A 14,616-nucleotide genomic window follows, 5' to 3' on the forward strand; every position below is an offset into this window, starting at 1 on the left:
TGGCGTGGTCTATCGGACACTCGCTGATAGTGGTTCTGGCACTGGTGCTGGGCCTGGCCGCCGGGTGGCTGCTGCGCGGCCGGCGGGGCGTGCAGGGCAATTCGATAGTGGACGGAGATCCGGTAGCCGGCCTGGCGGTGATCTCCACGCCGACGCCGCCGGCCACCACCGACGAGGCCCGGCCCGCGGCCACCATCGACCCGGCCCCCGTCGCGGTCGCCGACGAACCGGTGCCGGTGGACACGGTCAGCGCGCCCGCCGCCGTCATTGGACCGGACAGTGCGCCCACGCCGGTGGAGGTTCCGGCGGACGCCCCGAGCACCGTCGATCCGGCCGACATGGCCCTGACCGAGGCCCCGCCGTCGGCACCGTCCGACGCGCCTGACCTTCCGTCGGAGCCCGTTGTGGAGTCGACCCCCGAGCCGGTCGCGGTCGACGAGCAGCCCGCCCCGGCGGCCGTGATCGCCCCCCGCGAGCCCGCAGACGACCTTCCGCTCGACACCGCGCCGCTCGACACCACCCCGGCCGACGAGCCGGTCCCGACCGGCGACCAGGCCGACGATGCGGCGACCAAGGCCAGCCCCGCCGACGAGCCGACCGCCGCCACCCCGGCCGACGAGCCGACCGCGGTCACCCCGATCGACGAGCCGACCGCGGTCACCCCGGCCGACGAGGTGGCGACCGGGGCCGCGGTGGCGGCGGAGGCGCCGGTCAGCACCGACGTGTTGCACGCCGACCCGACGGACACCAACGGCGTGGAAGCAGCGCTGACGGACGCGGACGCTGAGCCGGAGTCGGTGCCGTCCGCGGTGGCCGCGCCTGTGGTCGTACCGCCCGTGGCCGCGACCCCTCCGGTCGTCACGACCGCTGCCAGCGGCACGGACGCCGATCCCACGGGCCCGGCCGACGACTTCCGCCGGATCCAGGGAATCGGGCCGAAGATGGCGGCGGCGTTGCAGGACGCCGGTGTACGCACGTACGTCCAGCTTGGTGCGCTGGACGAGGCGGCGCTGCGCGACCTGATCCGGGCCGCCGGCCTGCGCGCCGCACCCGGGCTGGCCACCTGGCCACAGCAGGCCCGCGTGCTCGCCGGTGCCGGCGACGCGATGGCCGCCGTGCTGCCGGGCGGCAACCCGTCCTGACGCGCGACATCGAGCCCCCGGTCCACCGTCTTACGCGACGGTAGGCCGGGGGTTCGGCCGTCGGGGCCGCACCATCCGAGGACCCGACCGCCGGGGTGATCAACTCGGACTTCAGGAAACCGGGCCATCCGACCCGCCCGGACACCGCGACATCCAGAAAGCCGAGTCGATCACGCCAACCCGCCCGCCACCCCGACGCCCGGACACCCCGACCTGCAGAAAGCCGAGTCGATCACCTCGGTTGGGGGAAGGCGCGGCGAATTCGCGGCCGGGCCGTGGACCGGTCGTTACCGTCTGTTCAGGTGGGCCGGACGGGTCCGTCGAGTCGACCGGTTCCGCAGGAGTAACCCGTGCACCTCCCCGCGCCGGAGCCCGGGTCCCAGCGGTCCCGCCGTCCCCCGGTGCGTGACCCGGAGGCCCCGCGCCGGGTGACCCTCCTCGAACTCTTCTTCGACCTGGTCTACGTGGTCGCCCTGGCACTCATCTCCCGGGGCATGGTCAACCAGCTCGACTGGCACCGGGCCGGAGAGGCACTGATCATGCTGGCCGCCGTCTGGTGGACGTGGGTGATCACCACCCTGGTCACCGACCTGTACAACCCGGAACGCGCCGAGATCAAGCTGCTGATCAGCGCCGTGATGTTCGGCGCGCTGCTGATGACCACGGCGATCCCGGAGGCGTTCAACGCTCGTGGGCTGGTGTTCGCCGGCACCTACGTGGCGATCCACCTCGGGCGCGGACTGTTCCTGATGCCGGCCGTCCGCCGCGAACCGCAGACCCAGCGCCGCGCGGCACGCATCTTCATCTGGTTCGCGGTGTCCGCGATCCCGTGGATCATCGGCGCGTTCGTCGGCGAGGACGCCCGCCTGGCGTGCTGGGCCATCGCGCTCTCCATCGACTACGTCGGTTTCCGGCTCGCGTACCCGGTGCCGGGGCTCGGGGTGGTGCCGGAGCCCCAGCGCAACGTCACGGCGGAGCACCTCTCCGAGCGCTACCAGCAGTTCTTCATCATCGCCCTCGGCGACGCCATCCTGACCATCGGCACCATGTTCAGCGCCGCGCACAGCGAGGCGAAGAACATCGGCATGTTCGCGGTGGCGTTCCTGACCACCCTGATGCTCTGGCGGATCTACGTGCACAAGTCCGGTCAGCTGCTGCCGACCGCCATCAAGGGGTCGGGGTCACCGAGCAAGTTCCTGTTCACCGCGCCGTACACCCATCTGGTGATGGTCGCCGGGGTGGTGACCACGGCGACCGGGTTCGACCTCGTGCTGCACGAACCGAACGGACGGACGCCGCCGGCCTGGGCGGCGGTGATCCTCGGCGGCCCGGCGCTCTTCCTGGCCGGTCGGGCCTCCTTCGAGTACGAGGTGTTCAGCCGAGTGTCCTGGTCCCGCCCCGGCGGCGTGCTGGCGCTGCTGATCATCGCGCCCGCCGTGCTGTACGTGTCGCCGGTGTTCGCCTCCCTCGGCGCCCTCCTGGTGCTGATCGGCGTGGCCTACGCGGACTTCCGGCGCAGCTACGGCAAACCACCCGAGGCCCCGTCCCCACCGCACTGAACCGACCGGCCGCTCAGGGTGCGGTCGACCCGGCGAGCAGCCGGCCGGCGTCCGGCACGTACGGATCGACGCCCACCGTGGTGAGCAGTTGGTGCACGGTGGCGGTGGCCGCGGTGAGCACCGGGCGGCCGAGTCGGGCCTCCACCCACGGCACCGCCGCCAACGACGGCAGCTGTACGCAGGCGGAGAGGACCACCGCGTCCACGCCGGTCACGTCCAGTCGCTGTGCCAGCCCGGCCAGGCGGGACGTGGGGATGCGCCCCACCGCCACGTTGTCCGGCTCGCTCAGGCTCACCGCCTCGGTCACCCGCACGCCGTGCGCGGCCAGGTAGGCGGCGACGGTCGCGGTCATTGGCGGCAGGTAGGGCGCGATCAGGGCCACCCGGCGGGCGTCCAGCGCCCGCAGACCGGCGACCAGCGCGCCCGCACTCGTCACCACCGGCATGTCGTGCCCGGCGCGGCGGGACGCCCGGCCCAACCGCCGCTCGGCCCGCTCGTGCGCGCCCGGGCCCTCGCACATCACCGCCACCAGGCAGGCGTACGCGAGCACGTCGCAGCGGGCGTCGGCCAGCTCGGCGGCGCAGCGCGGGGCGGAGCGGTTCATCCGGGCCAACTCGTCGGGGTTCACCTGACGCAGTCGTACCCGGCTGGCGTGCGTGGTGAAACGGACCGTCGCGTCGACGCTCTCGCGGCGACGCAGCATCGCCGGGATCTCGGTCTCCATCGTGGTGTTCGAACTGGGCACCACCAGGCCGATGCGATGGTCGCTCACACCAGCGCCCCGGCGTACGCCCGGGCCCGCAATCGCCGCACGGCGGTGCCGCCCAGACGCACCTGGAGGCCGAGTGGCGCGGCGGCGCGGCGGACGTCGTCCAGGTGCAGCGACCCGTGCCGGTCCACGGTGAGCACCGGAGGCTCCTCCAGCTCGCCCTCCGGGGCGTGGAACGAGAGCAGGGTGACCGAGGTGGTGAGGTAGCCCGGGTACGCGGCGCGGGCCGCCGCCTCGTCCCGGTGGGCGAGCACCACCAGGTCGTCGAGGTGGGCGAAGTCGGCGGCGAGGGCACCGATCTTCCAGTGCGCCGGTTCCTCGGCCGCCCCGGTGAGGTGCCGGGACCGGTTCGCCGAGGTGATGTAGAGGTGGTCCGACCCGGTCTCGGCGAGCGCCCGCTCGAAGAAGGCGTTGGACGGGCAGGTCAGGCCGGGTGCGATCACCTGGGTGGTCCGCATCCCCTGGTCGACCTGGGTGAGGTGCTCGGGGAGCCGCTCCGCCGCCGGCCCCCGGAAGCCGAACGGCCCGGCGCCGTACAGGGCGTCCATGAGTGCCCGCACGCGGCCGACCGGCAGCCGCGGTGAGATCCGCGTCCAGTCGAACATGCCCGGGATCCGGCCGACCGCGGTGGTGATGCTGCCGACCTGCTGCGCGGGGCGACCCTTGGCCAGGTTGAGCTGGCGTACGGTGGCCGCGTCGGGGCGGGTGACGAGGACGTAGAAGTTGGCGAACGCCGCCGCGACGACCGCGCCGCCAGCCAACGCGCGGGCCGCGACCGCGACGTCGTCGGGACGGTCGATGTACAGGGGCGGTGTCGGGGCGTCCATGAGTCCTCCTCGGCGGGGCCGTGAGGCAGTTCTACGTCCGCCGGAGCGGGTGCCGGCCGGGTCGGTCGCCGATCCGATAGCCGACACGCGGTACCCGGTGCGGGCGGCCGATCCCGGGCGGTACGCAACGGCGAACCGAATCGGCCGGACGGAGGATCCGGTGCTCCGGAGCCGGTATCCGTTAGCCGAACGACCCGATTGGGTACAACGGCTACACCTCAGCTCCACCACATATCCTCAGGAGGCAGCGATGCGCGGCAGCTCGATACTCGGAGTCATCGTCGTGATCTGGCTGGTGATCGGCGCGATCGCCGCCGGCCAGCGTGGCTACTACAGCGGCGACGACACCAACTGCGCCGAGGCCGGCACCATCCTGGTCACCATCGTGGCCGGTCCGTTGAACTACATCGGTGCCAACCCCAAGGTCGACTGCAAGCTGCCCGAGCCGTCCAAGTAGGACCTGACACCGCCGGCCCGCGCCCCTCCCCCGGGCGCGGGCTGTTTTGCTGTCCGCCCGGGGTCGCGGCACACCCCGTACGGCGTCCTAGGAGGCTGGTTTGCCGTCGTCGGCGGTGTTTGTCGGCGCCGACGACGGGAACCGACCCGGCGTCACTCGGCGGACGGAATCGGGAGCGTGGCATGCGGATCGGGTACAAGCTGGCCGCGGAGGGATACGGCCCACAGGAGATCATCCGGCAGGCCGTCATGGCCGAACGGGCTGGTTTCGACTTCGTCGAGATGAGCGACCACTTCCACCCCTGGCTGGAGGAGCAGGGCCACTCGTCGTTCGCCTGGAGTGTGCTCGGCGCCATCGCCGCCAAGACCAGCACCCTGGGTCTGGCCACCGGCGTCACCTGCCCGACCGTCCGCTACCACCCGGCGATCATCGCGCAGGCCGCGGCGACCATGGCGTTGGTCTCCGACGGTCGGTTCACCCTCGGGGTGGGCGCCGGCGAACGACTCAACGAGCACGTGGTCGGGCAGGGCTTCCCCAGCGTCCGAGGCCGGCACGAGCGGCTGCGCGAGGCTCTGGAGATCATCCGACTGCTCTGGCAGGGTGGCTACCAGTCCTACGAGGGTCGGCACCTGCACCTGGAGGACGCCCGGCTGTTCGACCTGCCGGACACCCCGCCGGTGATCGCGGTGGCGGCCAGTGGGGAGGCGTCGGCAAACCTCGCCGCCGAGTTGGGCGACGGGTTGTTCGCCACCGAGCCGGACGCCTCGATCGTCGCGCACTACCGACAGGCCCGCGGCGCCGGCCCGCGCTACGCCGAGGTTCCACTGGCGTGGGCCAGCGACGAGCAGCAGGCGGTACGTGCGGTGATGCAGACCAGCCGGTGGATGGTCACCGGCTGGAAGGTGATGAGCGAACTGCCGAACCCGGTCAACTTCGACGCGGCCAGCGCGCACGTGCAGGAGCAGCACATCCGTCAGCTCTTCGCCGTCGGCCCCGACCCGGAGCCGCACGTGGCCAAGGTCCGGTCGTACGTCGAGGCCGGCTTCGACCACATCGTCCTGCAGAACGCCGGCCCCGACCCGGACGGCTTCCTCGACTTCTTCGCCGGCACGCTCTCCGCGCGGCTGCGCGCCCTGTCCTGACACCACCGGCACGTCGATCGCCCGGCCGGCCGCCACGACATCCTGCCCCTCGACGAGCCCACCACCGGCCTCGACCGGCAGGCCCGCCACGTCCCTGTGGGACCGGCCCTTCCAGCTCGCTCGGCACGATCGCGACAGGGGACGGCCGCCCCGGCCGCCATGTTCACGACGGTCCGGCGGGACAGGGGCCGGCCGCCCCGACGATCGCGATGATCGTCCGGGCGGCCGGCTGGGCGTTTTGGATGGCGCGCGGAAACACTCAGCGGAAGCAGTGCGCGATCGGCACGGGGCTGCCCTCGCAGTTCGTCGGCTCGTTCTCGACGACCACGCTCTCGTCGTCGATCTTGACCTGGGCGTGCATGGCGGAGATGCCACCGGGCTTCACCGTGGAGGCATTGTGGGTGACCTTGCTGGTGTAGATCGCCACCGAACCCGCGGAGGCGTAGATGCCACCTCCGGTGGACGCCGCGCCGACCGCCTCGTTGCGGGTCACGTCACTGCCACGGACCAGCAGGTTCGACTTCTCGGCGTAGATGCCGGCGCCGACGCCGTGGGTGGTGTTGCCGTCGACAACGCTGTCGTCGATCGGCGTCAGGCCCTTCACCGTCGAGATGCCGCCACCGTTGACGGTGGACGTGTTGCCCCGGATGGTCATCGTGCGCATCACCAGCACCGCGTCGGAGTTCGCGGCACCGCCGCCGACCTGCGCGGTGTTGTTCAGCAACTCGGTGTCGGAGACCTTCGTCCGGGCCGAGAAGCTGGCCAGACCGCCGCCCTGGCCCGCGCTGTTCTGGGTGAACGAGACGCTCTCCACGTCGGCCGCACCACGGTAGTTGCCCAGCCCACCGCCGTAGCCGTTGGCGCTGTTGCTGTGGAACTCCGAGCGCTTCAGCGTCAGCACACCGCCGTTGAGCAGGCCCCCGCCCTTGCCCGCGGCGCCGGAGGCGCTGTTGCCGACGAAGGTGCAGTCGGTGACCACCATGTTGCCGTCGTTGAAGATCCCACCGCCGCCGCCCTCGGGGGACAGCGAGGTGCTCTGCGAGACGGTGACCCGCTCCACCACGGCGGTCGCCCCGTGCACCACGTGCACGCTGCCGCCCTCGATGTTCGAACGGCCGTTGTGCAGTTCCATGTCGCGCAGGGTCAACTCGCCACCGTCGCGGACGGTGAAGAAGCGGAACGGCGCGGCCTGGGCGTCGCGGGCGATGGTGGCGCCGGCACCGTCGATCGTGATGCTCTGGTAGATCACCGGCAGGCCGGCGGTGTCGTCGGCCGGATTGTGCGGCGGGGCGTCGGCGTCGCCGGGGGTCTCCGCGGCGTCGGCCGCCTCCCGGGCGTCACGGATCCCCCCGTCGTACTGGTCGGTCTCGTGGAACGCCTCGGTGAGCAGGTAGCGGCACTTGGGCGCGAGCCGTAGTTCCCCGCCGCCCTCGGCGTTCGCCGTCACCAGCGCCGCCACCAGCTTCGCGGCGTCGCAGGGCACCGACACCACGCCCCGCTTGCCGGTGCCCGGGCTGGGCGCGCGACCCCGCTCGCCGGCGTCCCGGTCGCGCGGCGCCTCGCCGTGATCGCCGGCACGGCGGTCGTCGTCACTCGCGGACGCCGTGCCCAGCCGGCCCAGACCGGGGAGGGCGAGGCCACGGTCGGCCGCGGCGGCCACACCGGCCACGCCGGCTGCTCCCACGACCAGGCTTCCCGCCAGTAACCCGCTGGCCAAGAACCATCGGGACCGGCGTCTGGGTCGGATCTCGCGGTCTCCCCCGTGGTACGTGGACATCAAAGGTGCCTGCCTTCCTGCCTGCAAGACGTGACCGCGCGCCGATCCGGGCGCGGGGGGCTCGACGTAGCGTCGACCACCAAACGTCACGATAGGTCCGCAATACGGACAGGAAGGCGTGAACGTGAATAGTGCCCCTATTCATCTTTGAACCCGGCCAAAGGGTCGACCGGTCAGCCGCCGACGTGGATGCCGGGACGACGCAGCGGGTCCCGCTCGGTCCGCCGGATGATCTCGCGTACCACCGGCGGGGTGTCTCCCCGACCGAGGATGAGATAGCGCGCCAGGTGCGCGATCGGGCTGCCCTCCGACCACTCGAAGTGCGCGTGCGGCCGCACCCCGGTGGCGTCGCGCAGGGCCAACAGGATCGCGGCGATCGCGTTCGGCGCCGCCGGGCTGCTGGCCCGCAACACCCGGAAGCCGCCCACCTCGGTCCCGTGCACCCGCAGCACCTGACTGAACTCCGACGGGTCGACCACGTCGATCTCCAGGAACAGCACGTCCGCCGCCCCGGGCACCGGATTCATCCCCCGCTGCGCCCGCTCCTTGACCGTGTACTCCTTCACCGACCCGCTCTGCCTCTTGTTCGCGATCAGGTGCAGTTGCCCGTCGTGGGCCAGCGACTCGGTGACGAACCGACGCGCCGGCTCGTCGAACTCGATCCGCTCGGCGCGCAGCTCGGTGGTCCGGGTGACCCGGGAGACCAACGAGACAACGATGATGCCGAGGATGAACAACGCGGAGATGGTGATCCCGTCCGGCTGCTCGATGACGTTCTCCAGCAACGCGTACAGCAGCACCAGGGTCAGCACGGTGAAGCCGGCGGCGACGGCGCGCTGGCGGTGGCGGTGGCGGGCCGCGGAGATGGTCACCGCCACCGCGCCGGAGACCATCATCGCCAGGATGCCTGTCGCGTACGCCCCGGCCTGGGCGTTGACGTCGGCCCGGAAGGCGACGGTGATGGCGACGCTGACGACGGTGTAGACGATCACCACCGGACGCACCGCCCGCGCCCACTCCGGCGCCATCCCGTACGAGGGCAGGTAGCGCGGGACGATGTTGATCAGCCCCGCCATCGCCGAGGCGCCGGCGAACCAGAGGATGAGCACGCTGCTCACGTCGTAGACGGTGCCGAACACCTCACCCAGTTGGGCGTGCGCCAAAAACGCCAGAGCCCGCCCGTTCGCGGGGCCTCCGGGCCGAAACTCCTCCTTCGGGATGAGCGCCGTGGTGACGAAGGTCGTCGAGACCAGGTACACCGACATGATCAGCGCGGCGGTGGTGAGCAGCCGGCGGGTGTTGCGGATCCGGGCGGCGAGCCGGGCCGGGCCGTCCGCCCCGTCGGCCCGCACCAGCGGCATCATGCTCACCCCGGTCTCGAAACCGGACAGCCCCAGCACCAGCAGCGGGAACGCCAGCACGGCGGTGAGCAGCACGCCGCCCGGCCCGCCGCCGGTCCTCGTCAGCGCGGCCGTCCAGTCCGACACGATGCCCGGGTCCCCCACGAGCCGGGCCACCGCGACCACCACGATCACCGCGTTGAGCGCCAGGAAGACGGCGACAAGCGGGATGGCCACCACGACCGCCTCGCGGAAGCCGAGTAGGAACACCCCGCCGAGGATGAGCAGCAGCACCACGGTGACCACGACCGGGACGACGGAGCCGTGCGGCGCGTCGGGCAGGTACGGGTTCTCCAGCAGGTGCACGGTGGCGTCCGCCGAGGAGAGGGTGATCGTGATGATCCAGGAGGTGGCCACGAAGCCGAGCAGCACGAGTACGAAGATCTTGCCCCGCCAGAACGGCAGCAGTCGCTCCAGCATCGCCACCGACCCCTGCCCGTGCGGGCTCTCCTGGGCCACCCGCCGGTACATCGGCAGCATGCCGAACAGGGTGAGCGCGACGATCAGCAGGGTCGCCAGCGGGGAGAGCGCACCGGCCGCCACCGCCGCGATGCCCGGCAGGTACGACAGCGTGGAGAAGTAGTCGACGCCGGTCAGGCACATCACCTGCCACCAGGCGTGCCGGCGGTTCTGCCCCTCGCCCGACTCCGGGCCGGGCGGCTGCACCTGGTGCTCGAAGAGCCACCGACGCAGTGGGCTGGCCGGCGGTCCGGTCCGCGCCGCGGTCGCCACGCGTTCGGGCACCACGACACCCGGGCGGCCGCCCCGGTGCGGGCGGGCCGGGTCACGGGCCGCCCGCAGTGCCGGGTCCGGCCCGGTCGGCGCGTGGCGGCGTCCGTTCCAGCGTCGTGGTTTCGCCCGGTGCTCGTCAGCCATCACCCGCCCCGCCCTCACAGGTCCTGCTCCGACGGTAGGCGGAAGATCGGGGCCCGACCGGCGGAACCGGGCACGTGGCTGGCCAGCTCAGGACAGGTCCGAAACGGCGAGCAGGCGGGCCAGTGCGGGCGGATCGTCGATGGTCACCGTGGCCGCCGGGTGTCGTGGCCGCCCGCCCGGCACCACCGCCGGCACCGGGCTGCCGAAGCGCAGGCAGATCCCGCCGGCCGTGCTGCTGCCGAAGCTCGCACCCCCGTCGGCAAGCGACAGGTGCGGCCCGATCACCCGCCACCAGCGGTACGGGCCGCTCAGCTCGACGGCTGTCACGTTGTCCCGGTCGGTCCGCAGCCGCCACGGGCCGTACCGGATCGCCAGGTCCCGGTCGGTGACGGCGACCCAGGCGGTCGCCGGGCGGACCCCCAGCAGCGCCAGCACCGGGCGGAACAGCGGATCGAAGCGGAACGCGAACCGCGTGGCGGCACCGGTCATCGCGCACCGGGTCGGGCGGTGGGTCGCGGCACCGGGCCGCCCGGCCGTAGCGGGCCGGGCCGCGCGGGCCGGGGACGGGCGGCGGGGCGGCGCCGGGCCAGGACGGTCATGGCGCGGGCGTACCCGGTACGAGCCGGCCGACACCCGTGGATATCCGCCACCGGCGGGACCAGCCCACCGCCCTCCCCCACCGCCGGCCGGCACCCCCCGGGCCGGCCGACGGTGGCAGACGGTCGACACCCCCCCGGGGCCGACCGGCTGTCCCCCGCGGGCCGACCGGGCGTCGGCTGGCCCCACGGGTGGGTGGATCTGGTGGGACGCGTCCCCGCGCTCCGCCACCCCCCACGGGGCAGAGCGCGGGGACCCCCCGTCCCGACTACTGCAGGAACGCCCCGAGGGGCGAGAGCAGTAGCCGGCCGAGCGCCGCGGCGTTGTCGTCCAACCGCGTGCGCTCGCACTCGCGGGCGTCCGGATCGTGCCGGCACCGCCAGATCTTCTGTGCGTTGCGCCAGGCGACATCGCGGGTGTACTCGACCAGTTCCCCCTGGTACCAGTCGTCGATGTCGCCGTTGAGCATGTCGATGAGCAGCTGCCACCGCTCCAGATAGCCCCGGCGCAGGCCGGGGATCTTGTCCGCGAAGATCTTGTTGATCTCCAGGTAGTCGTGGTGCTGGTCACTGCCGTCGACCGGCTCCGACTCCAGGTGGTCGAACGTCGTCACCAGCGCGAAGGGCAGGTCGAAGTTGATGTGCGCGTTGACGCCGGCCGCCGCCGACGGCAGTGGCCGGGCGTCCGGCCCCCGCATCCGCTCGAACAGGCACGACCACGCCTTCGGAGTGCCCGGACTCGAGTCGGTCCACAGGCGCATCGCGTCGAAGTAGCGCGCGGCGAACTCCACGTCGAGCCGGGAGAGGAAGGCCGGGTCGACGAAGCGATCGTCGTACAACCCGTCCAACACGCTACTGGTGATCGTCAGGTAGAGCCTGTTGAAGTCGGCGAGGGGGCAACTGGCCTCCAACGGAGGCAGCCGCACCAGCATGTCCTGCAGCTTGGTGAGGTGATCGACAACGGCTGGCACGTCCGCGGGATGGTCGGCGAGCAGGTCGACGATGTCCCGGTGCACGGGCCCCCAGACCGGTTCGGTCATTTCTCCTCCATTGTGGTCGGCGGCATCCCCCGTGCCGTCGTCGACGCGGCCCAGCCTTTCAGCCGACACCCACCCACCGGATCAGTAGAACGACGTATCCCGGCGCGCACACGCGATGCGTACGTACGTCAGCCCCGGACGTTTCGCAACTGGATCGCGCTGGCCTGCACGCGGGTACGGACCTGGAGCTTGTCGAAGATGTGCGACACGTGCACACCGATGGTCCGCTCGCTGATGAACAGCCGCTGCCCGATCTCCTTGTTGGTCAGCCCCTCCGCGACGAGCGCGAGCACCTCCCGCTCCCGTGCGGTGAGCGCCGCCAGCTCGTCGTCGGACGCCTCGGCCGGCGCGTCCCGCGTGCCGGTGACGGCCTCGCGCTCCTCCAGCGACACCCGGGCCCGCCCGGCCAGCTCGCGGATCTCCGAGGTCAACGGCGCCGCGCCCAACCCCTGCGCCACCCGGTACGCCTCCCGCAACAGCTTGCCGGCGGTGGCCAACCGGCTGCGGCGGGCCAGCAGCGCCTCGGCCTGCCGCAGCCGCGAGTACGCCGCCGGGTAGGGGTGGTGCCGCCGATCCCACTCGGCGACCGACGCGGCCCACAACTCCGGGTCGCTGCTGTCCAGGCGGCTCACCTCCGCGGCGCAGAGGGCCAGGAACCCCTCCACCACCGACCGCACCGGACGAGCCGCGCCCACGCTCTTGCGGGCCACCCGATCCGCCACGTCGCGCAACCGGCGTACCACGGTCGGGTCCACGGTCACGGTGCGGCTGGCGTGCGCCTCGGCCTCGGCACGCAGGCCGTGCCAGATCAGCGCCGACAGGATCGTCACGTCGTCGGATCGGCTCTCGGTGAGGCCCCGTTGCACCGCCAACCGCGCCACCTCGTGCCGGCCCTCCCACATGGCCAACCCGGCGCGCAGCGTGAGCAGCGGAATGACGTGCCGCGCACCGCCGCCGGCGAGCAGGGTCGCCACCGCGTCGAGGTCGCGGCTGGCGGCGTCGATGTCACCGTAGCCCACCGACAGCCGGCACCGGGCCAACAGCAACTCGACGGCGTCCGCACCGGACGGTCGGTGCCGCAGGGCGGCGGCGACCACCTTCTCCGCCTCGGCCCACTGGCCCACCCGGAACAGCCCGTTGATGGCGACGGCCAGCAGCCGGGTCTCCCAGGTGCGGCCCAGCCCCAGCTCGGCGACCCGCTCGGCACCGCGCCGGGCCACCACCACACCCTCCTCCAGGATGTTGAGCGGCCCGGTCAGCAGCTCCGCCAGGTGCAGGTAGGCGCAGGCCACGTCCTCGGGCTGGCCGGCGCGCTCGGCGGTGTCGAGGGCGTCGCGCATCACCGCGAGGCCGGCGTCCGGGTCCTCCAGGTAGGCGTCGCTGAAACCGAGCGCGGAGCTGGCCAGCACCACCTCGGTGACGGAGCCCTCCACGTCGGCGGCCAACGCCAGCGCCTCCCGGGCCCGCCGGCCGGCGTCGGCGTAACGACCCAGGTGCAGGAGCAGCTCGGCCAGGCGGGCGGCGGCGTTGGCCCGGTCGCGCGGGGAGCAGTCCGCCGCCGTCAACGCCCGCTGGTATTCCTCCTCGGCCAGCGCCGAGCGACCGGCGGCGGCCAGGTAGCGGGCCCGCCGGATGTGCAACGCGCAGCTCGGCTCGCCGCCGCGCAACGCGGCCACCTCTTCCAGCAGGGCCAGCGCGCGGGCGTGCTCACCACTGTGGTGGGCCGCCTCGGCGGCGTTCTCCAGCAGCTCGACACGGTCCACCGTCAGCGGGCCCGGGTCACCGGCCAGTTGCAACGCCGCCGACCAGTGCCGGTGCGCCTCGGCGTAACCGTGCAGCCGCTCGGCCTCCTGCGCGGCCGCCACCGCCGCCGGCAACGCGCGGGCCGGCTCACCGGCCAACCGCCAGTGGTGCGCCAGCCGGGCCTGGTGCAGCTCGCCCGGCGCGGCGGTCAGCGCCTCGGCGTAGCGGCGGTGCAGCCCGGACCGCTCGGCCGGCAGCAACTCGTGCGCGAGCACCTCGGCGACCAGGCGGTGCCGCAGCCGGTAGCCGTCGTCGGCACCGACCAGCAGCCGGTGTGCCACCGCGGCGCGGGCCGCGTCGATCAGCTCGTCCTCGGGCATCCGCAGCACCCGCGCCAACAGCCAGTGCTGCACCGGTTCGACGCCGGCGGCCACCGCGTGCACCACCGCGTGCGCGTGCTGGGGCAGCGCGTCGACCCGGTCGAGGAAGATCTCCCGTAGCGTCTCGGACAGACCGTCGCGGCCGTCGCGCAGGTCGCGGGCCAACTCCTCGATCACGAACGGGTTGCCACCGCTGCGCTGCCACACCTGCTCGGCCGCGTCGGCGGAGAGCGTCCGACCCACCACCGCGGCGGCGAGCTTCTCGGTGTCGGCCCGGTCCAGCGGTGCCAGGTCGAGCACCCGCACCGTCCGCAGTCGCCGCAGCTCGGTGAGCACCCGACGCAGCGGGTGCGCGCCCTGCAACGACTCGGCGCGCACCGCCGCCAGCACGGAGAGCTGGAGGTCGCCGAGGCCGGCCAACAGGTAGAGCAGCAACTGCCGGGTGCTGCGGTCGACCCACTGCAGGTCGTCGAGGATCAACACCAGTGGCCGGCCCTCGGCGATCAGGTGCAGCCCGCGGCTGACCCGCTCCAGCAGGGCGCCCGCCCCGTCCGGGCCGGCGGTCTCGTCGGCGAACATCTGCAACAGCCCCCGCACCGCCGAGGAGGTGCGCGCGTGCGTGCTGGCCACGTCGGCGTCGAAGCGGCGCAACGCCTGCAACAGCGGGTGCAGCGGGGAGGCGTCGCCGATGTCCAGGCAGCTGCCGGTGAGCACCACGGCGCCCTGCTCCCGCAGCCGCACCCCGATCTCACCCAACAGCCGGGTCTTGCCCACACCGCTCTCGCCGGTCAGGAAGACGGCGGCGGTCTGCCCGTGCGCGGCGTCACCGAGCAACGCGGACCGAACCGTCTGCACCAGCTCGGTCCGGCCCACGAGCGGTGCGGTGTCCACATCGCTGGCCATGGCAC

11 protein-coding genes are annotated in these 14,616 nt (G+C 72.9%); 4 read left to right on the top strand and 7 right to left on the bottom strand.

Annotation, left to right across the window (positions count from 1 at the left end; translation table 11 throughout):
* Nucleotides 1-29 precede the first annotated feature (29 nt).
* Nucleotides 30-1,142, top strand: coding sequence for a hypothetical protein (locus ACGFIW_RS16270; RefSeq protein ID WP_393315615.1), 1,113 nt, complete (start codon nt 30-32; stop codon nt 1,140-1,142).
* Between the two features lie 401 nt (nt 1,143-1,543).
* Complete coding sequence (locus ACGFIW_RS16275; RefSeq protein WP_393315618.1) at nt 1,544-2,701, top strand: low temperature requirement protein A; 1,158 nt, start codon at nt 1,544-1,546, stop codon at nt 2,699-2,701.
* A 13-nt stretch (nt 2,702-2,714) separates the two neighbouring features.
* Here the strand turns inward: ACGFIW_RS16275 and ACGFIW_RS16280 are convergent, their stop codons facing one another.
* Together ACGFIW_RS16280 and ACGFIW_RS16285 are read right to left on the bottom strand one after the other, a co-directional pair.
* Nucleotides 2,715-3,473 (bottom strand): Asp/Glu racemase, encoded by a 759-nt coding sequence (locus ACGFIW_RS16280; protein WP_393315621.1) that lies wholly within the window; start codon nt 3,471-3,473, stop codon nt 2,715-2,717.
* On the bottom strand, nt 3,470-4,297 hold the full coding sequence (locus tag ACGFIW_RS16285; RefSeq protein ID WP_393315623.1) for a hypothetical protein: 828 nt from the start codon (nt 4,295-4,297) through the stop codon (nt 3,470-3,472). The genes ACGFIW_RS16280 and ACGFIW_RS16285 overlap by 4 nt, the downstream gene beginning before the upstream one ends.
* A gap of 250 nt (nt 4,298-4,547) precedes the next feature.
* Between ACGFIW_RS16285 and ACGFIW_RS16290 the strand changes: the two genes are divergently transcribed.
* Both ACGFIW_RS16290 and ACGFIW_RS16295 read left to right on the top strand, forming a co-directional pair.
* Nucleotides 4,548-4,754, top strand: coding sequence for a hypothetical protein (locus ACGFIW_RS16290; protein WP_357555313.1), 207 nt, complete (start codon nt 4,548-4,550; stop codon nt 4,752-4,754).
* A 182-nt stretch (nt 4,755-4,936) separates the two neighbouring features.
* Nucleotides 4,937-5,896, top strand: coding sequence for a TIGR03557 family F420-dependent LLM class oxidoreductase (locus tag ACGFIW_RS16295; protein ID WP_393315626.1), 960 nt, complete (start codon nt 4,937-4,939; stop codon nt 5,894-5,896).
* Between the two features lie 259 nt (nt 5,897-6,155).
* Here the strand turns inward: ACGFIW_RS16295 and ACGFIW_RS16300 are convergent, their stop codons facing one another.
* The 5 genes from ACGFIW_RS16300 to ACGFIW_RS16320 form a co-directional block, all read right to left on the bottom strand.
* Nucleotides 6,156-7,673 carry a hypothetical protein gene (locus ACGFIW_RS16300; protein WP_393315628.1) on the bottom strand — a complete coding sequence of 506 codons (1,518 nt, stop codon included), beginning with the start codon at nt 7,671-7,673 and terminating at the stop codon, nt 6,156-6,158.
* A 173-nt stretch (nt 7,674-7,846) separates the two neighbouring features.
* On the bottom strand, nt 7,847-9,949 hold the full coding sequence (locus ACGFIW_RS16305; protein ID WP_393315631.1) for an amino acid transporter: 2,103 nt from the start codon (nt 9,947-9,949) through the stop codon (nt 7,847-7,849).
* 87 nt (nt 9,950-10,036) lie between these two features.
* The gene (locus ACGFIW_RS16310) at nt 10,037-10,438 is read right to left on the bottom strand and encodes a hypothetical protein (RefSeq protein ID WP_393315634.1); all 402 of its coding nucleotides are present in this window, start codon (nt 10,436-10,438) and stop codon (nt 10,037-10,039) included.
* A 376-nt stretch (nt 10,439-10,814) separates the two neighbouring features.
* Nucleotides 10,815-11,585, bottom strand: a complete 771-nt coding sequence (locus tag ACGFIW_RS16315; protein WP_355032607.1) for a DUF5995 family protein — start codon at nt 11,583-11,585, stop codon at nt 10,815-10,817.
* A 128-nt stretch (nt 11,586-11,713) separates the two neighbouring features.
* Nucleotides 11,714-14,611 (bottom strand): AAA family ATPase, encoded by a 2,898-nt coding sequence (locus ACGFIW_RS16320; protein WP_393315637.1) that lies wholly within the window; start codon nt 14,609-14,611, stop codon nt 11,714-11,716.
* Nucleotides 14,612-14,616 lie beyond the last annotated feature (5 nt).

Origin of the sequence: Micromonospora sp. NPDC048935, assembly GCF_043197875.1 — a bacterium.
GTDB lineage: Bacteria > Actinomycetota > Actinomycetes > Mycobacteriales > Micromonosporaceae > Micromonospora.